Source organism: Rhizobium sp. AN68 (assembly GCF_030758035.1).
In the GTDB taxonomy this organism is placed as follows: Bacteria; Pseudomonadota; Alphaproteobacteria; order Rhizobiales; family Rhizobiaceae; genus Agrobacterium; species Agrobacterium tumefaciens.
The window spans coordinates 375233-397675 of record NZ_JARWMI010000002.1 but is presented as its reverse complement, the minus strand read 5'-3'; the positions used below and the strand labels follow the sequence as shown (position 1 = coordinate 397675).

Annotated in this window: 16 protein-coding genes and 1 pseudogene; 4 read left to right on the top strand and 13 right to left on the bottom strand. The window is 59.9% G+C overall.

All coding sequences use genetic code 11. The features are described from left to right. Window positions 1–84 precede the first annotated feature (84 nt). Window positions 85–1302 carry an MFS transporter gene (locus RBH71_RS05280; RefSeq protein WP_003510707.1) on the top strand — a complete coding sequence of 406 codons (1218 nt, stop codon included), beginning with the start codon at window positions 85–87 and terminating at the stop codon, window positions 1300–1302. A 129-nt stretch (window positions 1303–1431) separates the two neighbouring features. Here RBH71_RS05280 and RBH71_RS05275 read toward each other — a convergent pair whose 3' ends face one another. The 5 genes from RBH71_RS05275 to ytfQ form a co-directional block, all read right to left on the bottom strand. Further along, window positions 1432–2166, bottom strand: coding sequence for a FadR/GntR family transcriptional regulator (locus RBH71_RS05275; protein WP_323687191.1), 735 nt, complete (start codon window positions 2164–2166; stop codon window positions 1432–1434). 17 nt (window positions 2167–2183) lie between these two features. Next, complete coding sequence (gene yjfF / locus RBH71_RS05270) at window positions 2184–3164, bottom strand: galactofuranose ABC transporter, permease protein YjfF (RefSeq protein ID WP_003510704.1); 981 nt, start codon at window positions 3162–3164, stop codon at window positions 2184–2186. Further along, a complete protein-coding gene (locus RBH71_RS05265) occupies window positions 3161–4204 on the bottom strand; it encodes an ABC transporter permease (RefSeq protein ID WP_162632348.1) in 1044 nt (347 codons plus the stop codon). Before RBH71_RS05265 ends, yjfF begins: the two co-directional genes overlap by 4 nt. Continuing rightward, complete coding sequence (locus RBH71_RS05260; protein WP_035251439.1) at window positions 4204–5727, bottom strand: sugar ABC transporter ATP-binding protein; 1524 nt, start codon at window positions 5725–5727, stop codon at window positions 4204–4206. The genes RBH71_RS05265 and RBH71_RS05260 overlap by 1 nt, the downstream gene beginning before the upstream one ends. A 78-nt stretch (window positions 5728–5805) precedes the next feature. Then, window positions 5806–6765, bottom strand: a complete 960-nt coding sequence (gene ytfQ / locus RBH71_RS05255) for a galactofuranose ABC transporter, galactofuranose-binding protein YtfQ (protein ID WP_003510698.1) — start codon at window positions 6763–6765, stop codon at window positions 5806–5808. A gap of 520 nt (window positions 6766–7285) precedes the next feature. Here ytfQ and RBH71_RS05250 point away from each other — a divergent pair. Next, the gene (locus tag RBH71_RS05250; RefSeq protein ID WP_003510695.1) at window positions 7286–9097 is read left to right on the top strand and encodes an IlvD/Edd family dehydratase; all 1812 of its coding nucleotides are present in this window, start codon (window positions 7286–7288) and stop codon (window positions 9095–9097) included. Window positions 9098–9367: 270 nt separating this feature from the next. On the opposite strand, the gene RBH71_RS05245 is transcribed toward RBH71_RS05250, so the two are convergent. The 7 genes and pseudogenes from RBH71_RS05245 to RBH71_RS05215 form a co-directional block, all read right to left on the bottom strand. Then, window positions 9368–9562 (bottom strand): hypothetical protein, encoded by a 195-nt coding sequence (locus tag RBH71_RS05245; protein WP_013761494.1) that lies wholly within the window; start codon window positions 9560–9562, stop codon window positions 9368–9370. A gap of 158 nt (window positions 9563–9720) precedes the next feature. Further along, a complete protein-coding gene (locus RBH71_RS05240) occupies window positions 9721–10839 on the bottom strand; it encodes a pyridoxal-phosphate-dependent aminotransferase family protein (RefSeq protein ID WP_111801423.1) in 1119 nt (372 codons plus the stop codon). A gap of 3 nt (window positions 10840–10842) precedes the next feature. Further along, complete coding sequence (locus RBH71_RS05235; RefSeq protein WP_111802567.1) at window positions 10843–11628, bottom strand: ABC transporter ATP-binding protein; 786 nt, start codon at window positions 11626–11628, stop codon at window positions 10843–10845. Then, on the bottom strand, window positions 11625–12428 hold the full coding sequence (locus RBH71_RS05230; protein ID WP_111801421.1) for an ABC transporter ATP-binding protein: 804 nt from the start codon (window positions 12426–12428) through the stop codon (window positions 11625–11627). Before RBH71_RS05230 ends, RBH71_RS05235 begins: the two co-directional genes overlap by 4 nt. Then, window positions 12425–13254, bottom strand: a pseudogene (locus RBH71_RS05225) (ABC transporter permease). The gene RBH71_RS05230 and the pseudogene RBH71_RS05225 overlap by 4 nt, the downstream one beginning before the upstream one ends. Then, window positions 13251–14240, bottom strand: coding sequence for an ABC transporter permease (locus RBH71_RS05220; RefSeq protein WP_035251436.1), 990 nt, complete (start codon window positions 14238–14240; stop codon window positions 13251–13253). Before RBH71_RS05220 ends, RBH71_RS05225 begins: the two are co-directional and overlap by 4 nt. 9 nt (window positions 14241–14249) lie before the next feature. Further along, window positions 14250–15860, bottom strand: a complete 1611-nt coding sequence (locus RBH71_RS05215) for an ABC transporter substrate-binding protein (protein WP_035199376.1) — start codon at window positions 15858–15860, stop codon at window positions 14250–14252. Between the two features lie 375 nt (window positions 15861–16235). On the opposite strand from RBH71_RS05215, the gene RBH71_RS05210 reads away from it, so the two are divergent. Continuing rightward, window positions 16236–18944 carry a DNA translocase FtsK gene (locus RBH71_RS05210; protein WP_111802566.1) on the top strand — a complete coding sequence of 903 codons (2709 nt, stop codon included), beginning with the start codon at window positions 16236–16238 and terminating at the stop codon, window positions 18942–18944. Window positions 18945–19035: 91 nt separating this feature from the next. Then, the gene (locus RBH71_RS05205) at window positions 19036–20112 is read left to right on the top strand and encodes an Ldh family oxidoreductase (protein WP_003510674.1); all 1077 of its coding nucleotides are present in this window, start codon (window positions 19036–19038) and stop codon (window positions 20110–20112) included. A gap of 44 nt (window positions 20113–20156) precedes the next feature. Here RBH71_RS05205 and RBH71_RS05200 read toward each other — a convergent pair whose 3' ends face one another. Next, window positions 20157–22151 (bottom strand): putative bifunctional diguanylate cyclase/phosphodiesterase, encoded by a 1995-nt coding sequence (locus tag RBH71_RS05200; RefSeq protein WP_013761485.1) that lies wholly within the window; start codon window positions 22149–22151, stop codon window positions 20157–20159. Window positions 22152–22443: the final 292 nt, after the last annotated feature.

Here is a 22443-nt window from a genome sequence, read left to right as displayed (position 1 = left end):
GCGACGCACCGGGCTCCCACCGGCTTCATCGTTTCGCCATTCCGTTTCAGGGCTCGTTCCCAGAATGCGCATCAGGAGATTTTCATGAATAACCGAACAATCAACGAACTTGAATATGCGCCACACAGACAAGAGCCGGATGCGAAGTGGGCGGCGGTGGTTTCGCTTTCGCTCGGTGTCTTCGGGCTGGTAACGGCGGAATTCCTGCCGGTCAGCCTTCTGACGCCACTGTCGACCGATCTTTCCATCAGCTCCGGCATTGCCGGCCAATCCATCACCGTCACGGCACTGGTCGCAGCGGTTGCCGGTCCCGGCGTCGTCATCGGCACGCGCAGCATTGATCGCCGGTGGACCCTGCTTGGCCTCACGACGTTGCTGATCATTTCCAGCACATTGGCCGCTTTTGCCAACGGTCTTTTCATGCTGTTTACATCGCGCGTTTTGCTCGGCATCGGCCTCGGCGGCTTTTGGGCCATGTCGGCGGCGCTGGCGCTAAGGCTTGTTCCGCTGGATAAGATGCCGCGCGCCATGGCCATCATCCTAACCGGCGTTTCGGTTGCCACCGTTTGCGCAGCCCCTGTCGGAGCGTGGATCGGCGCGACGCTTGGCTGGCGTGCGGCCTTTGCCGTCGCCGGCGTGCTGGGTGTCATCGCACTTGTCGTGCAGTTGCTCACCGTTCCCTCGCTGCCGCCGGCCGGTGCGCCCGGCCTGTCCACCATGTTCCGGCTATTGCAGCGCCCGCAGGTCAGGATCGGCCTTCTGACGACGCTATTCATCGTCGCGGGTCACTTCGCCGGCTTCACCTATGTTCGCCCCTTCCTCGAAGACGTGCCGCAGCTTGGCGTCGAAGCAATCTCGCTCGTTCTTCTGGCTTACGGCGTGGGCGGTTTTTTCGGTAATCTCTTCGGCGGCTTCCTCGCCGAGAAGAACACGGCATGGGCCGTGACGTTTGCTGCCACCCTGATTGCCGCATCCGCTTCCGTGCTGGTGATTGCCGGTGCATCTCCCGTTGTCGCTGGCTTTGCCATTGCCTCCTGGGGTTTCGCCTTCGGTGCGCTTCCTGTCAGCGTGCAGAGCTTCATCACCCGCGTCGCCTCAGACGAGGCCGAAAGTGCGGGCGCGTTGCTGCTCACCACCTTCCAGATCGCCATTTCCAGCGGCGCTGTTCTGGGCGGACTGCTAATCGACCTTCAGGGTGCGACCATGGTCTTCGTTTTCGTCAGCATTGCAGCACTCCTCGGCGCATCGCTCATGGCATCGCGCCGTGGCGTGGTGCCGCAGATTGAAGCGTCGCAGGGGTAAGATAGTTGCCGGAAGGAAAAGGGCCCGCATCCGTGCGGGGCCGAATTTATGATGAAAAGCAAACCCCGCCTCCGTCATGCTGGCATCAGGCCCGGGGTGACAGAAGGGATGTCGATAGGCTTTTCGCCTTCAAGGCGTCTTGATTGCCTTTCGCGTCCGGTCCTTGCCGACCTCGATTACATGGCGCATGGCTTTCACGGCGGCGTCCGCATCACGGGCGGCGATGGCGTGCACGATCCGCAGATGGTTTGTGGCGATCTCGGCGATGGTTCCGGGCGACGAGGCCGGGGACGAAAGCTGGAATGAGATCGCAAGGGCGGCTTCGATCAGCCCGCTTGCCGAACGCATGAAGGGATTGCCGGACATGTGCGCCACGGCGAGGTGGAATTCGAGATCGACCTTGGCGATGGTTTCCGGCGTATGCTGCGGATTGTCGAACTTGGCGGCAATCACATAAAGGGAAACGATATCGTCATTCGATGCCTGAAGCGCGGCAGCTGCCGCTGCCGCCGGTTCGAGCGCGAGGCGGATTTCCGCCAGATGTGTCACGAATTCCTGGTCTATTCCGGCTTCGCAGCGCCAGCCCAGCACATCCGGGTCAAAGAAGTTCCAGCTCGAACGGTCGAGAACGCGGGTGCCGACCTTTGCCTTTGGTTCGACCAGCCGCTTGGCCGCCAGCGTCTTCATCGTCTCGCGCAACACAGTGCGCGAGACCCCGAAACGGAGCGACAGTTCGGCATCGTTAGGCAGCAGGGATCCTTCCGCAATCCTGCCCGAGACGATGGCGCTGCCGAGTTCGGAGACCACATGCGCGTGGCTGTTCCGGCGTTTTCGCCCGCTTATCGTCGTTTCGAGCAGCCCCAATAAAGCCTCCGTGTTGGTTATGCCGGATGTGGTCCGGCCAGTCTCCTGTTTGAATACCAGATGATTGCGCGCTGCAACACGATGAAGACAAAAAGCAGCACGCCAATAACGATTTTGGTCCACCAGGATGACAGGGTTCCGTCAAAAACGATGTAGGTCTGGATCAACCCCTGGATCAGCAGTCCGACGAATGTTCCCGCCACCAGCCCCATTCCACCCGTCAGAAGCGTTCCCCCAATGACAACAGCTGCAATAGCGTCCAGCTCCACGCCCACCGTCGCCAACGAATAACCCGATGAGGTGTAGAGCGTGTAGACGATGCCGGCGAGGCCGGACAGGAACCCGGAAAGTGCGTAGATGCCGATTGTCGTTGTACCGATCGGCACCCCCATCAGTTCGGCCGATTGCGGGTTACCGCCAAGTGCGTAGACATTCGCGCCGAAGCGGGTGCGGCTGGCAATCAGCATGCCGGCGGCAAAGACGAGAAGCATGACAATAGCAAGTGCTGTCAGCCTGCCGCCGCCGGGAAAGCGGAAATAAAATCCCTGTATCGCATCGATGAAGGGATGCGAGATCGGCACGGATTGCGTCGAGATCAGATAGGCCGCGCCACGCGCCAGGAACATACCCGCCAACGTCACCACGAATGGCGGGATCGACAGGAAGCGTATCATCGCCCCCATCAGGCAGCCGAACAGCGTTGAGATCACGAGCACGATGGCGAAGGCCAGCAGCGGGTGAATATTATAGGTGCCGACCATGACAGCCACGAAAACGCTGGTGAAGGCGATGACGGAGCCGATGGACAGATCGATGCCACCCGACAGGATCACGAAAGTCATGCCAACGGCAGCGATGCCGAGAAAGGCATTGTCGGTCAATAGATTGCCGATCACCCGTGTCGACAGGATCGCCGGATATTGCAGCACGCACAGAAGATAGGCGATGAGGAAGATCGTCAGTGTGGTGAGGAACGGAAGATTGCGGCTGTGGATCATCGCGCGGTACCTTCCTTGGTCATTCCGTTAGGCGTGGCCGGTTTTGCGTGTGGCTTTGGTGTTTTGACAAAGCCCAGAACCGCCATGATTGCCGGCGATTGCAGCGTGAGCACCACCATGATGATGCCAGCCTTGATGATGAGGTTGAATTCCGGCGGGAAACCGGAGACCAGAATGCCGGTATTGATGGTCTGAATGATGAGCGCGCCGATCAGCGATGCGGTGATGGAGAAGCGGCCGCCATTCAGCGATGTACCACCGATCACCACCGCCAATATGGCGTCCAGTTCCAGCCACAGCCCGGCATTGTTGGCATCCGCGCCGCGAATGTCGGCGGTCACGATCATGCCGGCGATGGCCGCGCAGAGACCGGAAACGGCGTAGACGAAAAACAGGAGGAACCGTGCCCGCACACCGGCAAGTGCCGCCGCGCGGCGATTGATGCCGGTTGCCTCGATCAGAAAACCGAGCGCGCTCTTGCGCACCAGAAGGCCGATTACCAGCGCCGCCGCCATCCAGATGATGACGGGCAGGGGAATGCCTGCGAATGAGCCGGAGCCGATGGCCGAAAAGCTGTCGTCGTTGAAGGTGAGAATGACACCTTCGGTGATGAGCTGGGCGATGCCGCGCCCCGCCACCATCAGGATCAGCGTGGCGATGATCGGCTGGATGTCGAGAAGGGCGACCAGCACCCCGTTCCACAGGCCGCAGGCGATGCCGACAGCAAGCGAGATGGCGATGACGGTTGGGATGGAATGGCCGTTGCTGATGAGTGTTGCCGCCACCGCGCCACAAATGGCGATAACAGCACCGATCGACAGATCGATGCCCTTGGTAGCGATCACCAGCGTCATGCCAATGGTCAGGAGCGCCACGGGTGCGGCACGCACGAGAATATCCATCAGACTGCCGTAAAGCCTGCCGTTCTGGAACGAAACATGCAGGAAGCCCGGCGAAACGATTGTAATCGCTGCCAGAATGACGATGAGGGCGATCAGTTGGGGAGCAAGCCTTTTCAGGCGCCTTGTCACAGCCACCATCATGCCGCCTCCGTTCTGGCCGCATCCGCAATTGCCCGCATGATGTTGTCGGCCGTCACCTCGCCGCCCTTCAATTCGCTGACATGCCGGCGGTCGGACAGAACGACGACCCGGTGGGCAACGGCGGTCAGTTCTTCCAGTTCGGACGAGATGACGACGAGCGACATGCCCTCGGTGCAGAGTTTTTCGATCATTTTGAGGATTTCCGCATGGGCGCCGATATCGATACCACGGGTCGGCTCATCGAGGATAAGAAGCCGGGGATGGGTTGCAAGCCAGCGCGCCAGAATGGCTTTCTGCTGGTTGCCGCCGGACAGGAATTTTATCGGCCGGTCAGGATCGGCCGGGCGGATGTCCAGCGATTTGATGAAGCTTTCGGCCAGTTCCACCTTCTGCCGGCGCGAAAGCGGTCGCGCCCACCCCTGGCGGGCCTGGAGAGCCAGAGCAATATTGTCGGTCACGGAAAAGTCGCCGATGATACCGTCAGTCTTGCGCTCCTCCGGGCAGAAACCGAACCCGGCCGTGATTGCGGCTTCAGGCGAAGAAAGAGCGATGGTCTTTCCGTCTATCGTGGCCTTGCCGGTATCGGGCTTGTCGATGCCGAACAGCAGGAAAGCCGTTTCCGTTCGTCCCGACCCCAAAAGACCGGCGACGCCGACGATCTCTCCCGGACGAATGCCGAGGTCGAAGGGGGCGATGCTGCCGCGTTTGCCGTACCCCTCGAAACGGATCGGCGGTTCGCCCTCGGCAACCGTGTCGTCAGTGGCCTGATGCTCGTGGGTGATGTGCTGAAGCTCGCGGCCCAGCATCATGGCGATGAGTTCGGACCTCGGCAGGTTGCCGATGTCGCGCGTGCCAACGAGGCGGCCGTTGCGCAAAACCGTGACACGGTCTGCGATATCGTAGACCTGGTTTAGGAAGTGGGTGATGATGACGATGCCGATACCCCGCGCGCGCAAGTTCCGCAGCACACCGAACAGCATCTCGACCTCATGGGCATCGAGGCTGGCGGTCGGCTCGTCCAGCACCAGCACCTTGCCGGAAAGATCGACGGCGCGGGCAATGGCGATGATCTGGCGGATAGCCACGGAATAGCTGGAAAGCAGGGCGTTGACGTCGATCGAAAGCCCGTATTGGGACAGCAGCGCCTGCGATTGTCTCTGCATCGAGGCTCTGTCAATGAGCCCGAAGCGATGCGGTTGGCGGCCGAGAAAGAGGTTTTCGGCAACGGTCAGATTTTCGAGAAGGTTTACTTCCTGATAGACGGTGCCGATACCGAGGGCCTGCGCTTCGCCGACATTGGTGGGCGATATCTCGCTACCTTCCAGAAAGATGGAGCCGCTGTCGCGGTGGTAAACGCCGGTCAGTATCTTGATGAGTGTTGATTTCCCCGCGCCGTTTTCGCCGAGAAGCGCGTGAATTTCACCGCGCCCGAGCGAAAAATCGACTCCGTCCAGCGCCGTTATCCCGAGAAAGGATTTACCGATGGCGCGTGCTTCCAGAAGTGGTGCCGTTTCGGACATTGCGCAGGCCCTGCATGAAAGAAGCTGTGACGGAGCGGCACGCATGACATGCCGCTCCTTCCGAAGATGAGGGTCTTATTAGTAACCCAGACCCTTCTTCGCCTCGTAGACCTTCATCGGGTCGTCAGACGCTGTGTAGAGCTTGGATTCGGTCTGAATCCACTTCGCCGGTGCCTTTTTGTCTTTCAGATAGGCTTCGAGAGCGTCGAAGGCAGGACCGGCCATGTCAGGTGTCAGTTCCACCGTCGCATTCGCTTCACCGGCGGCCATGGCCTTGAAGATGTCAGGTACGGCATCGATGGACACGACCTTGATGTCGGATCCCGGCTTCAGGCCGGCTTCCTTGATCGCCTGGATCGCGCCGACGGCCATGTCGTCATTGTGAGCGTACACGGCACAGATATCCTTGCCGCCGCCTTCGGCCTTGATGAAGCTTTCCATCACTTCCTTGCCCTTGGTACGGGTGAAGTCACCCGTCTGCGAGCGCACGATTTTGATGTTCTTGTGCGAAGCGATGGCTTCTTCGAAGCCCTTCTTACGGTTGATGGCGGGCGAAGAGCCGGTTGTGCCCTGCAATTCGACAACCTTGCAGTCCTTCGCGCCGACATCCTTGACGAGCCAGTCGCCGGCAACCTTGCCTTCGTGAACCTGATCCGAGGTGACCGCGGTCAGGTAAAGATCATCCGGCGCTTCGATCTGGCGATCGAGCAGGATGACGGGAATTTTTTCTTCCTTTGCTTCCTTCAGCACGGCATCCCAGCCGGTTGCGACGACAGGTGCGATCAGGATCGCATCGACGCCCTGCGCGATGAAGCCGCGAACGGCCTTGATCTGGTTTTCCTGCTTCTGCTGTGCGTCGGCGAATTTCAGCGTAACGCCGCGCTTTTCGGCCTGCTGCTTGGTGACAGTGGTTTCAGCGGCGCGCCATCCGGATTCGGAGCCGATCTGCGAGAAGCCGACGGTCAGCGATTGTGCGGAAACACTGGATGCAAGGCATGCGGAAACGGCGACAGTGATTGCCGCAAGAGCTTTTCTCATCTTATCCTCCCAGAAATGATGTCAGCGTGACAACGTCACTATGAGCATATAGTAATACTCTTGAAAAGGGTTTTTTAGCGGATTTCCAATTCACGTGATGCCGATTTTATTGAGGCGCAGCATTAAATTATTAGAAATCAATGGTTTATTGTGTGTGTTCTAATTTCTTCGCCGCGCAAAACTCGCCCGTAATATAGTCTGATCCGGCTTGACAGGCCGCGACGCTATCTAATAGTAATACAAATAAGCAAGTCACGTCGTGACGGAATGTGGGGCCTCGGGGTCAGTTACAATCCGGCAAGGCAGGGAGGGAAGAGGCCATTGCGCAACGTCGGTATGGTCGTAAACACCGAAAAATATTCGGCTAAAGCTGAAGAACGGCTCCAGGTCACTCGTCTGGCGCTCGTCTGTCGGTTATGCGTGCTTCCGAGAAGCTGATTCCATTTTCCTTGCGCACAACATAAGCTTGTCGCATTTCGTAATATTTTACCGTTGGCCACTTCCGGCTGGAGACCGCATCATGACCAAATCCGACAATCTGCCCGCAACCCAAGGCAAGCTTCGTTCGCGCGCGTGGTTCGATAACCCCGCAAACGCTGATATGACCGCGCTTTATCTCGAGCGTTACATGAACTTCGGTCTCAGCCAGGCCGAGCTTCAGTCCGATCGCCCTATCATCGGCATCGCGCAGACCGGCTCGGACCTTTCGCCCTGCAATCGCCACCATCTGGAGCTGGCGCATCGCCTGCGCGAAGGCATTCGTGAAGCGGGCGGCATTGCCATTGAATTTCCGGTGCATCCGATCCAGGAAACCGGCAAGCGCCCGACGGCGGGTCTCGATCGCAACCTCGCCTATCTCGGCCTCGTGGAAGTGCTTTACGGCTATCCGCTCGACGGCGTTGTTCTGACCATCGGCTGCGACAAGACCACGCCTGCCTGTCTTATGGCGGCGGCCACCGTCAACATTCCGGCCATCGCCCTTTCCGTCGGCCCCATGCTGAACGGCTGGTTCCGTGGCGAGCGCACCGGTTCCGGCACCATCGTCTGGAAAGCGCGTGAACTGCTGGCCAAGGGCGAGATCGATTATCAAGGCTTCGTCAAGCTCGTCGCTTCTTCCGCACCTTCCACCGGCTATTGCAACACCATGGGCACGGCGACGACGATGAACTCGCTTGCCGAAGCACTCGGCATGCAGCTGCCCGGCTCGGCCGCCATTCCGGCGCCTTACCGCGACCGTCAGGAAATCTCCTATCTCACCGGCCTTCGCATCGTCGAAATGGTCAAGGAAGACCTTAAGCCTTCCGACATCATGACCAAGGATGCCTTCATCAACGCCATCCGCGTCAACTCGGCCATCGGTGGCTCCACCAACGCGCCGATCCATCTGAACGGCCTTGCACGCCATGTCGGCGTTGAACTGACGGTCGATGACTGGCAGACCTACGGTGAAGACGTGCCGCTGCTCGTCAACCTGCAGCCGGCCGGTGAATATCTCGGCGAGGATTATTACCATGCCGGCGGCGTTCCGGCTGTCGTCAACCAGCTGATGACCCAGGGGCTCATCATGGAAGACGCCATGACCGTGAATGGCAAAACCATCGGCGACAATTGCCGTGGTGCCATCATCGAAGACGAAAAGGTCATCCGTCCCTATGACCAGCCGCTCAAGGAGCGCGCCGGTTTCCGTGTTCTGCGCGGCAACCTGTTCTCCTCTGCCATCATGAAGACGAGCGTGATCTCGGAAGAATTCCGCAAGCGTTATCTCTCCAACCCGAACGACCCGGAAGCCTTCGAAGGCCGTGCCGTGGTGTTCGACGGTCCGGAAGATTACCATCACCGCATCGACGATCCGTCGCTGAAGATCGACGCCAACACCGTTCTCTTCATGCGCGGCGCCGGTCCGATCGGTTATCCGGGTGCGGCAGAAGTGGTGAACATGCGTGCGCCGGACTATCTCTTGAAGGAAGGCGTCAATTCGCTGCCCTGCATCGGTGACGGCCGCCAGTCCGGCACGTCTGGCAGCCCGTCCATCCTCAACGCTTCTCCGGAAGCAGCGGCAGGCGGTGGTCTGGCCATCTTGCAGACGGGTGACCGCGTTCGTATCGATGTGGGTCGTGGCAAGGCCGACATCCTGATTTCCGGCGAGGAACTGGCCAAGCGTTACGAAACGCTCTCCGCCGAGGGCGGCTTCAAGTACCCCGATCACCAGACGCCATGGCAGGAAATCCAGCGCGGCATCGTCAGCCAGATGGAAACCGGCGCGGTTCTTGAACCGGCCGTTAAGTATCAGCGCATTGCCCAGACCAAGGGTCTGCCGCGCGACAACCACTAAGGCAGGGCCGTTTACGGCTCTTTGATGGAAAGGGCTTTGCCCTTTCCATCGTCATGCCCGGACTTTGTCCAGAGCATCTGCAAATGTTTGATTTTTCGAGATTTTGTAAATCCTCGGGTCAAGCCCGAGGATGACGTCGCATATGTTTAACGTGTACTTCACGGATCGATTGTTTCACCGTGTTTGAGGCTACGCTGAACACATTTCGGCCCAAGGCCGCAGGACGGGAAAACGACGTTTCAACCGCCCCGTCAGCCTGCGCTTAAAAACTTAAATCACAGGATAAAGCGACCAGAAGAACAGTTCGTATTCCTGATCACGGTCGTCATCGTTGGACTGGTCGTCCGGTCTGCGTGGCGTCCTGTCCTGCAAATCCTTCTCGACCCGCTCGTTTATGGCGGGCGTTCTTCGGCCGATGCCAAAGAGGTCAAAGGAGAGCATGTTGAACCCTGCTACCATGGCCATTTCCCTTCTTCACGCGAGTTAACAGTGCGTTAAGTTTCGCGCGTTGCCATGATTTCGTCAAGATTGACCAAGGAATTTGTCTACCATTTTTAACAACAATGGCGTGACTGACGTTCCGCCAGCACCCGATTTCGCGCAACGAACGTTTATCGGCGCTGTCAGAGACCCTTCGAGGAGGTGCCGGAATAGCCTTTTTCGGCCGCTTCCAGCGCGGAATCGGTATCTGCGGCATGGCCGAGGCTTCTCAGGGCGCTTGAAACAGCGGTTATATTGGCTTGCACCGAATCCGGATTGGCGCGCCGGCCGGTGTGATTGAGCCTTATCAGCCGTTCCGCACCGCGACCGACACCGCCCGAGACATCCGCACCTTGCTCCCTGGACGCAGCCGCCAGAAATGCGCCGGTATCCACCGTGTCCGGCAAGATCGCTGTCGAAACCAGAGCAGACGCGTCAGTCTCCTCCACCCACGTCGACATGCCAAGGGCCTTGATGCCGTTACGAGTGGCTGTCGCCGCTCGTTCGTGGCGTTCATTTGCGGATGCCAGACCTTCTGCCTCTATCCGGTCGAGTGCCGCCTCCAGCGCATAGAATTCCAGCGGCGCAGGTGTTCCCGGGAGCGCGCCGCGGCCGGTATCGAGCCAGAGTTTCTTCTGGTCGAGAAGTGAAAGCATGGAGTTCTCAGGTGCATTGCCATGTGAAAGAAGTTTCCAGGCACTTTCGCTGACGGAGATGGCGGATAAGCCCGCCGGGCCTGCCAGCGCCTTTTGCGGGCCGATGACCGCAATATCTATGCCGAGCTGGTCAACCTCGAAGGTATGGCCGCCGATGGAAGCGACGGCATCGACGACCGTGACGATGCCTCTGTCTTTGGCGAGCGCGGCAATGGCGGGCAGGGGGTTGAGAATGCCGCTTGCGGATTCCGCGTGCACGATAGCGAGAAGATCAAAACCTGGCCCTTCGTCCAGCGCTCTCTCGACCTCGTGAAGTGATATCGGCTTTGCCGGAGCGGTGGTCAGGTTGCGAACCGTTGCGCCGCCACGCTCCAGCCAGCCACCAAACCACGCGCCATAGGGACTAGTGACGATATTGAGCGCTCTCAGACCAGGCCGCGCGAGGCTGGTGGCCGCAGCTTCAAGCGCAAGCACTGCTTCCGCCTGTACCAGAAGCACATCGTTCTTCGTGCCCATCAGCGCCGCCAGCCGGTCGGCGAGAGCGGCGTAACGGTCTGCTGGAAAGGCGGGCGGGTCGAGCAGCAATGCGTAATCCGGGGCGGGCATGTCTTATCCTTGCGTGGTGATGGTCAGGCGCGGCGCAGCCTCGATCAGGGTTCTGGCGGTCGAGGATTGCGGCGTGGAAACGATGTTTGCTGTCCTGCCGATCTCGACGATCCGACCCGCCTCCATGATGGCGACGCGGTGGCAGACGGCGCGGATGACCGCGAGGTCGTGGGAAACGAAAATACAGGCGACGGCCGTCTCTCGCTGTATTTCGACCAGCAGTTCGAGAATTTGTCTGCGTACGGAGACATCGAGCGCTGAAACGGCCTCGTCCAGAATGAGAAGGGATGGTTTGAGTGCAATGGCTCTGGCAATTGCCACGCGCTGCCGCTGGCCGCCGGAAAGCTCGAACACCGAGCGGCCGGCATAGCTGGCGGGCAGCCCGACTCGCTCGAGAAGGCGGCGGATTTCCGCCGGGCGTTCGCGTCGTTCGACGATGCGATGAATACGCAGCGGTTCGCCTATGGCATCCTCGACGCTGGCGCGCGGGTTGAACGCGCCATGCGTATCCTGAAACACCATCTGCATATGCCGCCGCGCCGCGCGCAGTTCGCCGCCATCAAGCGCCAGCCAGTCGCGATTTTCAAAACGGACTGTGCCTTCGTCGGCCGGAATCAGCCGCATCAGGATGCGTGCCAGTGTCGATTTTCCGCAGCCGGAGGGGCCGGCAAGCCCAAGCGTCTCGCCGGGCTGAAGCGAAAAGGATATATCGGACAGTGCTTCCACCGTGCGTGCGCCGGTCCGGTAGGTTTTCGAGAGGTTCTCTACGCTCAGAAGGGCTTCGTTCATGATGCTGCCTCATTGATCAGAGGCGGTGTCGAAAGGTCGAGATAGTCGGAGAGCAGTGCGCGCGTATAGTCGTGCGCAGGCGCGGATAACACCCGCCTGGTGGTGCCGTGCTCCACCAGCCGTCCGGCATGCAGAACGGCGATCTCGTCGGCAAGGCCGGAAGCAAGACCAATATCATGGGTGATGAAGACCAGCGTTCTTTCTTCTTCACGCACCAGCCCATCCAGCAGTGCGGCAATGGCGGCCTGGCTTACCGTGTCGAGCGCGCTCGTCGCCTCGTCGGCGATCAGGATTGCGGGGTGCGCGGCAATGGCGGCTGCAATCGCCACACGCTGTCTTTGCCCGCCGGAAAGCTGGTGCGGATAGGCGCCGAGGAGATGGGTGGGATGCGGCAACCGCACCCGTTCCAGAAGATCGCGGGCAAGATCTCGTGCCTGCTTCCATGAAAGGCCCAGATGCCGCACAGCGCCTTCCGCCACCTGTTCACCGATGGTGAGAACCGGGTTCAGCGTCGCACCGGTATCCTGAAAAATATAGCCGATATCGCGGCCCGGCTGCGGCCTGTCTGTGAAAAGACCGCTGTCGCGGCTCCAGGAAATATCGCCGGAAACCCGTGCGCTCAAAGGCAGGAGCCCGGCAATTGCCTTGGCGAGCGTCGATTTGCCCGAACCGCTTTCGCCGATGATCGCCAGCCTTTGTCCCTGCCGGACTGTCAGCGAAATATCCTGCAGCGCCGGTCCGTCGCCGGCCGCATAGCGGACGCTGAGATCGTCGATCCTGCAGAGTGCATTGCCGCTCATGGCGTTTCTTTCCTCGTCGCCATCGCTTTGTTGATTCCCTCCGCGAGAAGATAGACGCCGAGAACCGTGACCAGAAGACCGATGCCGGGGATGACGGAGAGAAACGCCGCCGAGCGCAGGACGTTGCGTCCTTCCGCGATCATCGAACCCCAGGTGACGATATTCGGATCGCCGAGGCCGAGGAAGGACAATGCCGCCTCGGTTAGGATAGCGGCTGCGACGATGATGGCGGCGAGCGCCAGAACCGGCGGCAGCGCATTGGGAAGTATTTGCCGAAACGCGATCTCCAGCGGATGCATCCCGATGGCGCGGGCGGACTGCACGTAATCCCGCTCGCGGATACTCAACACCTGCGCCCGCATCAGCCGTGCTGGATCCGCCCAGGCGCCAAGCGCAATCGCAAGGATGACGATGGGCATGGATGGGCCGATGGTGCTGACGAAGGCGAGCGCCAGAAGGAAATTCGGCACGATCTGGAAGGCGTCGGTAACACGCATCAGCGCCTCATCCACGAGGCCACCGGCAAATCCGGCAATTGTGCCGACGACGGTGCCGATCATGAGGGCGGCAGCGGCAGCGCCGATGCCGACGAGCAGGGATGCCTGCGCACCGTGGGCAAGTCCCGCCAGTACATCGCGGCCCAACCGGTCGGTGCCGAGGGGGAGGCGGCGTGGGAGAAGGGCGCGATGAGCGGCTCACCGACGATCGACAGCGGGTCACCGGGAAACAGAAGGGGAGCGGCGAGCGCCGTCACAGCTAGCAGTGTCAGGATGATGGCACCTGCCGCACCTTCGAAACTGCGCAGGAGCCGGAGAGTGAAACTCATGTCTGTTGCTCCCCGCTGCCGATGCGCGGATCGAACACGGCATAGAGAATATCAACGACGAGATTGATCAGGATAACGAAAACGGCGCTTGTCAAAATAATGCCCATCAAGAGCGGTGTGTCGCGGCCGCTGACGGCTTCCTGCGCAAGCCGGCCAAAACCGGGAATGGCAAAAACGCTCTCGATCACCACGCTGCCGCCGAGCATGGTTGCCGCTTGCAGGCCAAGCACGGTGACGAGGGGCAGTGCGGCGTTGCGTGCGACATGGCGCAGCACGATCCGCCGTCTCGAAAGCCCCTTGGCCTTGGCGAAGAGCACGAAATCCAGCGGCCAGACCGCCGCCATGGCAGTACGCATGACGCGCAGGAAAAGCGCCAGATAGATCAGCCCGAGACTGGCGACCGGCAGGACAAGATGGCGGGCAATATCGAGCGCCCTTGCAAATCCCTGTTTTCCGGATGCGATGGTTTCGATGCCGGATGTTGGCAGCCACCTCAGTTGCACGGCAAAGACGATGGCGAGCACAAGGCCGAGCCAGAAGCCCGGCGTGGCGTAAAGCGCCAGCGACAGGGCCGAGAGTACCCGGTCGGTCAACCCGCCGGGACGGGCGCCCGCCAGGATGCCGAGCGCGGTGCCGATGATGAAAGCAAGTGCGGTGGCACTGCCCATCAGGAGCAGCGTGTTCGGCAGCCGTTCGAGTATCAGCCCCAGCACCGGTCGGTCAAACGCAAGCGACCAGCCGAAATCAAGTCGCAGCACCGAGCTGGCGTAAAGCCAGAAGCGGGCCAACACCGAACCGTTCAGACCATATTGCTCGCGCAGGGCATCCCGCAGTCCGGCGTCGCCGCCGCCGATGGAGACGAGATAGGCGTCAACCGCGTCACCGGATGCGTTTTCAAGCAGCACGAAGGTAAAGACCAGAACGATCAGCAGCACTGGAATGGCGCTGATCACCCTTCGCCGTAGCAATGTCGCCGCGCGCCTCACGGCGCTTCCTCAGGTGCCGACCACCGTATCCGCCCAGTTGGAAACGGCCCAGCGTGGATTGCTGGCGACGTGTTTGACAGTATCGCGCGCAACCGTGATGAAACCCCATTCGGCGACATTGATCAGCGGCAGATCGGCGGCGACCTGCTTCTGGAAATCCTTGTATAGTACCGTGCGGGCTGCCGTATCCACGGTTTCCGCCGCCTTGTCGATCAGTGCATCGAGCGCCTTGTTCTCATAGCCTCCCTGATTGGAGAAGCCGACGCCGGCTGGAATGCCGGAGCGCACGAGAATGGTGGTGGAGATCGCCGGATCGCCACGGAAGACCGGGGGCGCGATGGCGAGATCGAAGGCATGGTCGGTATAGACGGCCTTCTGGTGCGCGGCGGCATCATTGTTGACCAGCTCAGCATCGATGCCGATTTCCTGTAGCGCCTGGCGAAGATAGGAACCGAATTGCTTGGTTTCATTGAAGTAAGGCGCCGGCAGAAGCTTCAGTGAAAATCGCGTTCCGTTCGCTCCGCGTGCATAACCCGCCTCGTCCAGCAGGGCGTTCGCCTTGGCGACGTCGAAATCGTATGTTTCAACGTCTCCCGTGTAAAACTGGGGTGCATTTTTCGGTACGGGGCCGGTCGATGCTGTGGCGTAACCGAGGAAGACCTTGTCGATGACGAATTTCTTGTCGATGGCGTGGGCGATCGCCTTCCTGACCTTGAGGTCGGCCAGTTCCTTGCGGCGGTGGTTGATTTCCACGACGAGCTGATAGGTGAGGGCTTCGTAACCCTCCGGGATGACCTTGATGCCCGGCTCCTTCGCGATGCGGGCAAGATCGGCAAGCGGCACGGCGGAAAAGGCCGCGAGGTGGATTTCTTCGGCTTCAAGCGCAGAAGCGGCGCCCGCCCGGTCGGGCAGAACGCGATAGATGATCTCATCGAGTTGCGGCTGGTTCTTGCCCCAGTAATTGGGATTGCGGGTCAGGCGGTAATATTCGCCGGGCTTATATTCCGCAAAAACGAAAGGTCCGGTGCCGACTGGTTTCGTATTGGCCGGATTGGTGGCGATATCGCTGCCTTCATAAAGATGTTTCGGCACGACGCTGGTGACAACCGGCAAAGCGTTGCGGATGAGCTGGAAGGGTGTCGGCTTGGAGAAGCGGAAAATGGCCGTGTGGTCATCAGGCGTATCCACTTTTTCAAGATTGGCAAAGACCAGCCGCCCAAGGTTTTGCAGCGGCTTCCAAACAGAAAGTGCGGAAAAGGCCACATCTGCGGAGGTGAAGGGTTTGCCGTCATGCCAGGTCACGCCTTCGCGCAGCTTGAACGTGGCACTCAAGCCGTCCTCCGATCCATGCCATTCCGTCGCAAGCCTTGGTTCCAGCCCGTCCCTGCCATTGAAGGAGGCTTCCGCCAGCGGCTCAACGATCTTGCTCGAGATGTAGAACACGCCGTTGGAGGCAACGATGGCCGGGTTGAGGTTCTTCGGCTCCGAATCGGCCGCAACGATCAACCGCCCACCGGGCTTTGACTGCTGCGCGGCGGCAATGCCCGCAAGTCCGGTGGTTGCGGCAAGAAGGAGCGAGGTTTTGAGAAGCGAGCGGCGGGACAGGTGGACAGGCGACATGAGGTTCACTCCGGAATGAGGGCGGGCGGGCCTTTCCGCTGGGCCGCGGCCTGCCCGATCTTAAGACTGCAACCGCAGCAGTGTCCACGTTAATTCACGGGCTTTACAGCAATGATTTTACGTTGCGCGACCGCTTGCGGAAACAATATGCTCCAAGGCGTCACTCCCCTTTTCTTAAGCCGCGCCGGTTGCCGTAAAACGGCGATGAAAAACTGATTTAACGCAATAAATATAGAGGCTTGGAGTGCCGATTCCTTGCTGGTGCATGTCACGTCTCACCTGTGGCTAAAGCGAAATTCTGCCTGCGTGACCCGGTTTGGAAAGGGGTAATTAACCTTTATTTTCTATTTCAGGGAGACCGAAATATGTACGTTTATGATGAGTGTGCACGCTGCCATGAGCTTCTCCCGATCCAGATTCCAGAATTCGTCCAATAGCGTAGGGGAGGGGAGCGATAAGGCTCGTCATGCCGGCGGCAAGGCCGTTGCCGGTCAGGACCAGGCCGCGGCAATGAAGGCGGGTGTTGTGCCCCGGCCGAATGCCGATGTCAGCGCTGCGGACGCCATCGAAGGCCGCGCTGAAATGCCGGGCTGGCAGAATGCTTTCGTGCTTGGCCCGAATGTGCGTTTCACCCGCACGCCGGAAAGCGCCTTTAGCCGGCGCATGCCGGTCGAGACGCCGCATCTTGCGGAAGAGGAGGCACCCACCGACATCCTGTCTGAAACTGCCGAGCCTGAGATGGTCGTGCAGCCGGAGGCTACTGTACAGGAGCCTGCACTTGCGACGGTGGTAAAGTCGCCGGAGCCGCGCATTCAGCCGCCACGCATGCCGTTTCTGCCGCAGCCGCCGGATGCGCGGGGCGCAAGGGCGCTGACCTACAAATTACGACTGGAGCTTGCGCGCAAACAGGCGGAAGAAGCCGCTGCAGCAGCGCTGATGCCGCCTCAGCCGGTTGACGCAGCCGCCGTCTTCGAAGCGCCGGTACCGGGAAACGATTCACCTGTTCAGCCGCTGCCCGCCGCGTCGGTTGCATCTGTTGAACAGGTTGCAACGCCGCAGGCATCCATTCCCGCCTTTGCCGCCCATCTGCCGGATGAGCTTTTCTGGGAAGTGATGACGCTCGATCTGCCGGATGACGCCGGCGAAGGCCTTCCCGCATCTGCGCGCACCGTTCTCGCAAACCCGTTGCTGACGGCGCCTGCGATTGCCCCGACGCTGGCATCCGCATCTCCGGTCGCACCGGCAATCCGGCTTTCGGCCGTACCGCCCGTCATCAGGATTCCGGGTGGTTCAGCGATCAGGCTTTACCGCGAAATCGGCGTGCATCATCCTGCAATTCCAGCCCCAACTCAGGTCGTTGAACCAGAGATCGTTCCGCAGCCGGTCGTGGAGACGGTCGCAGTTGCTGAGCCGCAGAGACCTGTTGAGCAGGTTCAGCTGGCGGAAAGAGTCCTTGCCGAGCCGCGTTTCACGCCCCGCGCGCCCATCCAGGCCTCGCAGCCGATGTTCCGGGAAGCGCCGGTCTTTGCAGACGGCGAATATGAATACCCCTCCATCGATCTTCTGCAGCAGGCCCGCGTCCAGCAGACCACGACCATGACGCCAGAGGCGCTCGAGCAAAGCGCCGGTCTGCTGGAAAGCGTGCTGGAGGATTTCGGCATCAAGGGCGAGATCATCGATGTGCGCCCCGGCCCAGTTGTGACGCTTTACGAATTCGAGCCCGCGCCCGGCGTGAAGTCCTCGCGCGTTATCGGCCTGTCGGACGATATCGCCCGCTCGATGTCGGCACTCTCGGCGCGTGTCGCCGTCGTGCCCGGCCGCAATGTCATCGGTATCGAGCTTCCCAATCCGGTGCGCGAGACGGTCTATCTGCGCGAGCTTATCGAAGCGACCGATTACAGCGAGACCCGCCAGAAGCTAGCCCTTTGCCTTGGCAAGACCATTGGCGGCGAACCTGTCATCGCCGAACTGGCGAAGATGCCGCATCTGCTCGTTGCCGGTACCACCGGTTCGGGCAAGTCGGTCGCCATCAACACCATGATCCTGTCGCTGCTCTACCGGTTGAAGCCGGAGGAATGCCGGCTGATCATGGTCGATCCCAAGATGCTCGAGCTTTCGGTCTATGACGGCATTCCGCATCTTCTGACCCCGGTCGTCACCGATCCGAAGAAGGCGGTCATGGCACTGAAATGGGCCGTACGCGAAATGGAAGACCGCTATCGCAAGATGTCGCGTCTCGGTGTGCGCAATATCGACGGTTACAACGCAAGGGCCGCTGCCGCCCGCGCCAAAGGGGAGACGGTGTTCTGCAACGTGCAGACCGGCTTCGACCGCGCAACCGGCGAAGCTGTCTACGAGCAGGAGGAAATGGACCTCACCGCCATGCCCTATATCGTCGTCATCGTCGACGAGATGGCCGACCTGATGATGGTCGCAGGCAAGGAGATCGAAGGCGCGATCCAGCGCTTGGCGCAGATGGCGCGCGCTGCCGGTATCCATCTCATCATGGCCACCCAACGCCCCTCGGTCGATGTCATCACCGGCACGATCAAGGCCAACTTCCCCACCCGCATTTCCTTCCAGGTGACCTCGAAGATCGACAGCCGCACCATCCTTGGCGAACAGGGCGCCGAACATCTGCTCGGCCAGGGCGACATGCTGCACATGATGGGTGGCGGCCGCATCTCCCGTGTCCACGGTCCGTTCGTGTCGGACGAGGAAGTGGAAAAGGTCGTGGCGCATCTGAAGACCCAAGGTCGGCCTGAATATCTCGGCACCGTTACGGAAGACGCCGACGAGGCTGACGACGAGGCGGAAGAGGAAACGGCGGTCTTCGACAAGACATCGATGGGCGACGACGATAGCGACGATCTCTATGAAAAGGCCGTTAAGGTGGTGATGCGCGACAAGAAATGCTCCACCTCCTATATCCAGCGCCGCCTGTCGATCGGATACAATCGTGCCGCCTCCCTGGTCGAGCGTATGGAGCAGGAAGGCATTGTCGGTCCCGCCAACCATGTCGGCAAGCGCGCCATCATCGCCGGTGAGCGCGACACCTACGAGGCGATTGGCGGCGACGACTGATTGATCCATTCGGGGCGCGATATTCGATTGCAAAAACGCGCCCCGTGACTAGCTTGTGCGGCATGGATTCTGGAATCGGGAGGTTCCCCTGATGTCGCACAGCAATGAAAATGTCACCGTCCTCGCAAGGCTGGATGAACTGGAGCGGTTTTGCCGTTCCGTTTTCCTGGCTGTCGGCACCGATGATGAAACCGCCGATGCGGCGACCCGCGCCATGATGCATGGCACACGGCTGGGCGTAGACAGCCACGGCGTTCGGCTTCTTGCTCACTACATCGCAGGACTTGAAGGCGGGCGTCTCAATCCGCGGCCGCAGATCAGCCGCGTGTCCGGTTTCGGCGCGGTGGAGACGATCGATGCCGACCATGCCCATGGCGCCCGCGCTACCTATGCGGCCATGGACAGCGCCATGGCGCTTGCTGGGAAATTCGGCATCGGCGCCGTTGCGATCAGGAATTCCTCGCATTTCGGCCCGGCCGGCGCTTACGTGCTGGAAGCGGCGCGGCAGGGTTATATCGGCATTGCCTTTTGCAACTCCGACAGTTTCGTGCGCCTGCATGACGGCGCGATGCGTTTCCACGGCACCAACCCCATTGCAGTCGGCGTGCCGGCAGCCGATGACATGCCCTGGCTTCTGGACATGGCCACCAGCGCCGTGCCCTATAACCGGGTTCTGCTTTACCGCAGCCTGGAACAACAATTGCCGGAAGGAGTTGCGTCTGATGGCGACGGTATCGACACGCAGAACCCCAATGCCGTTGAAATGCTGGCTCCGCTGGGCGGTGCCTTTGGTTTCAAGGGAGCGGCGCTTGCGGGAATGGTGGAAATCTTTAGCGCCGTTCTCAGCGGCATGAAGCTCAGTTTCGATATCGCCCCAATGTCGGGGCCAGATTTTTCCAAGCCGCGCGGGCTTGGGGCCTTCGTCCTGGCGTTGAAGCCGGAAGCCTTTCTTGAACGCGAAGTGTTCGACGAGGGCATGAAACGCTATCTCGAGGTACTGCGGGGATCGCCAGCGCGGGAGGACTGCAAGGTCATGGCGCCGGGCGATCGGGAATGGGCGGTAGCGGCAAAGCGGGAGAGGGAAGGCGCACCTGTCGATCCCGTCACGCGTGCTGCGTTTTCGGAACTTGCGGCAAAATTCTCGATCATTCCGCCCGCATATCACTAAGACGGGGCGTGTCGGTGACGGCGCTTGCCGCCGCCATCGCATCGTCAGGCGGGGCGCTGTAACATTTTGGGCTGCGGGTAGGGGGTAGTCGCCACGTTCAGCCTTTCGGCGACGACCGGGCGTCCGATATAATAACCCTGCGCATAATCGATCTCTAGCTGGCGCACGAGCCTCAGCTGCTCTTCCGTCTCCACGCCTTCGATCAGGATCTTGTGGCCGCGATTGCGGATGAGACGGATCATGTCCTGCAACATCGCCCGGCCGCGGGGTGTCTTGCTGTCATGCAGGAAGGAGCGGTCAATCTTTACGGTATCGAAATCCGTCATCCGCAGCCAGGAAAGGCCCGCAAATCCGGTTCCGAAATCATCCAGCCATATATTGATGCCGAGCGTCTTCAGATCGTTCAGACAGCGTAATACATCCGAATGCATCTCCATATCTAGACCCTCGGTGATCTCGAAGGCCAGCCTGCCGCCGGCAATCCCCGCCTCAACGAGGATCGCTGCGACCGAAGTGGCAAAACCAGGGTTCTTCAGCTGCATCGGCGATACGTTGACGCTGACCACCGATACCTTGTCATCGGCCAGTATCTGCCGGCAGGCGGTCTTTATGGTCCAGAGACCGAGCTCCATTATCGTGCCGGTGCGTTCGGCAATCGGGATAAAGGTGCCGGGCGAAACGGAGCCACCGTCGAGCAGGCGAAGCCGCATCAACGCTTCGGCTCCCGCCGTCTCGTTGGTCGATATGTTGAGGATCGGCTGATAAACGAGAGAAACGAGGTTTTCCGCGACAGCGATTTTCAGAAGTGCGGCGATATTTTCGGTTTCGTCGCTGGTCTGCGGATCGTCCGGATCGAACAGCTTCATGCAATTGCGGCCATTGGCCTTGGCAATATAAAGCGCCCGGTCCGCCTCGTTGATGATCTTTTCGAGCTTGCCATCCGGATTGGGACGGGTGAAAGACGCGCCAATGCTGACGGTGACGATGAAGGTTCCGTCCCGGCGCTGATCGTGCGAAAGCGACAGGTCTTCGACGGTGTGGCGGATGGTTTCGGCAAGCTCACCCACCTGCTGTCTGGACTTGAACGGAGCGAGTACGATGAACTCCTCACCGCCATAACGGCCGATGGAGGCGCCATGGTCGATGATCGCGTCCTGCAGGGCGTTGCCCACTGTCACGAGGCACTTGTCGCCTTCCTGGTGGCCGTAGCGATCATTGTATTTCTTGAAGAAATCCACGTCGATCAGAAAGACGGCGAAACCTTCCCCCTTCTTGCTCCAATTGTCCCACAACAGGCGCAGATGCTGGTCGATGGCGCGGCGGTTCTGCAGGCCTGTCAGGGAATCGGTATTTGAAAGCCGCAACAGCGCCTGCCCGCGCTCGTCGGCCGCTTTCTGCTGGGCCTTGGCCTCCAGTGCGTTGAGAAAGACGTGGTAGCGTTCCCGGTTCAGGTTCCAGTTCACGTAAGAGGTGAAGACGAAGCAGGAGATATAGAAGGTGCCGAAAGCGAGCTTGTAGAACGCATCTTCGGGAAACTGCGTCGCCGCCAGAAAGTAGGTGACGAGAATGATGCCCGATGACACGAGCGAAAGATGGAAGCGGAAGGTGAAAAACAGATTGGCGCCCATCATGAAGATCGCCCCGAAAACCATGTAATAGGACATGTTTTCGAGATTGTCGGTCAAGAGCGAGGGCACAAGCCAGCCAATATAGCCCATGACGAGCGCAGTGGCGCAGGTGAGGTCAAGTGCGGCGGTGCTCGCGCCCATGCGCAATTGAATTTCGAGCGTCAGCAGGGACGTCAGGACGACGATAACTCTTGCGATTATGGTGTAAAAGGCGACGTCGGGCACCAGAATGATGTCGGTAATGGCAAATAGCAGATAGATGAAAACAGCCGTCCACAGGCCCCGCCTGATCGAACCCCGGCGGCTACGCTCACCTTCCTGCTGGTAAAGGGCAAGAAGTTCATCAGAAAACCGGGCGTCCGGCCGCCGATATTCTTGCTGTCCACTCACCTCGCCTAACGTGTGCTTCATGCACTTTCCCATAGTGTTGCGTATACTTTATCAAGTAACTGCTTATTCGACCTTTGCGTGTACTTTCACGCTAAGCGCGATTTCCTGCCGATTTCTCTCCATGCGGGCGGAAACATGAAAAGCAAGAGCGCATCATACGCTCGCAACATTAAGTTTCACTAAATCGCGTATCCGCTTTCTCCTCCGGTCCACGAGTGTGACCAAAAAAATACGCTAATAAACTAATGTATCCCTACACTGCTCAAAAATCGAAAGCGAGTGGCCTTCCGTCTGCCAGAAACGTATAGTTAAC

Excerpts from the sequence above, each read along its gene's own strand:
- RBH71_RS05280 (WP_003510707.1), top strand. The coding sequence starts at position 85 with ATGAATAACCGAACAATCAACGAACTTGAATATGCGCCACACAGACAA.
- yjfF (WP_003510704.1), bottom strand. The coding sequence starts at position 3,164 with ATGATCCACAGCCGCAATCTTCCGTTCCTCACCACACTGACGATCTTC.
- RBH71_RS05265 (WP_162632348.1), bottom strand. The coding sequence starts at position 4,204 with ATGGTGGCTGTGACAAGGCGCCTGAAAAGGCTTGCTCCCCAACTGATC.
- RBH71_RS05260 (WP_035251439.1), bottom strand. The coding sequence starts at position 5,727 with ATGTCCGAAACGGCACCACTTCTGGAAGCACGCGCCATCGGTAAATCC.
- ytfQ (WP_003510698.1), bottom strand. The coding sequence starts at position 6,765 with ATGAGAAAAGCTCTTGCGGCAATCACTGTCGCCGTTTCCGCATGCCTT.
- RBH71_RS05250 (WP_003510695.1), top strand. The coding sequence starts at position 7,286 with ATGACCAAATCCGACAATCTGCCCGCAACCCAAGGCAAGCTTCGTTCG.
- RBH71_RS05245 (WP_013761494.1), bottom strand. The coding sequence starts at position 9,562 with ATGGCCATGGTAGCAGGGTTCAACATGCTCTCCTTTGACCTCTTTGGC.
- RBH71_RS05240 (WP_111801423.1), bottom strand. The coding sequence starts at position 10,839 with ATGCCCGCCCCGGATTACGCATTGCTGCTCGACCCGCCCGCCTTTCCA.
- RBH71_RS05235 (WP_111802567.1), bottom strand. The coding sequence starts at position 11,628 with ATGAACGAAGCCCTTCTGAGCGTAGAGAACCTCTCGAAAACCTACCGG.
- RBH71_RS05230 (WP_111801421.1), bottom strand. The coding sequence starts at position 12,428 with ATGAGCGGCAATGCACTCTGCAGGATCGACGATCTCAGCGTCCGCTAT.
- RBH71_RS05215 (WP_035199376.1), bottom strand. The coding sequence starts at position 15,860 with ATGTCGCCTGTCCACCTGTCCCGCCGCTCGCTTCTCAAAACCTCGCTC.
- RBH71_RS05210 (WP_111802566.1), top strand. The coding sequence starts at position 16,236 with ATGATGAGTGTGCACGCTGCCATGAGCTTCTCCCGATCCAGATTCCAG.
- RBH71_RS05205 (WP_003510674.1), top strand. The coding sequence starts at position 19,036 with ATGTCGCACAGCAATGAAAATGTCACCGTCCTCGCAAGGCTGGATGAA.
- RBH71_RS05200 (WP_013761485.1), bottom strand. The coding sequence starts at position 22,151 with ATGAAGCACACGTTAGGCGAGGTGAGTGGACAGCAAGAATATCGGCGG.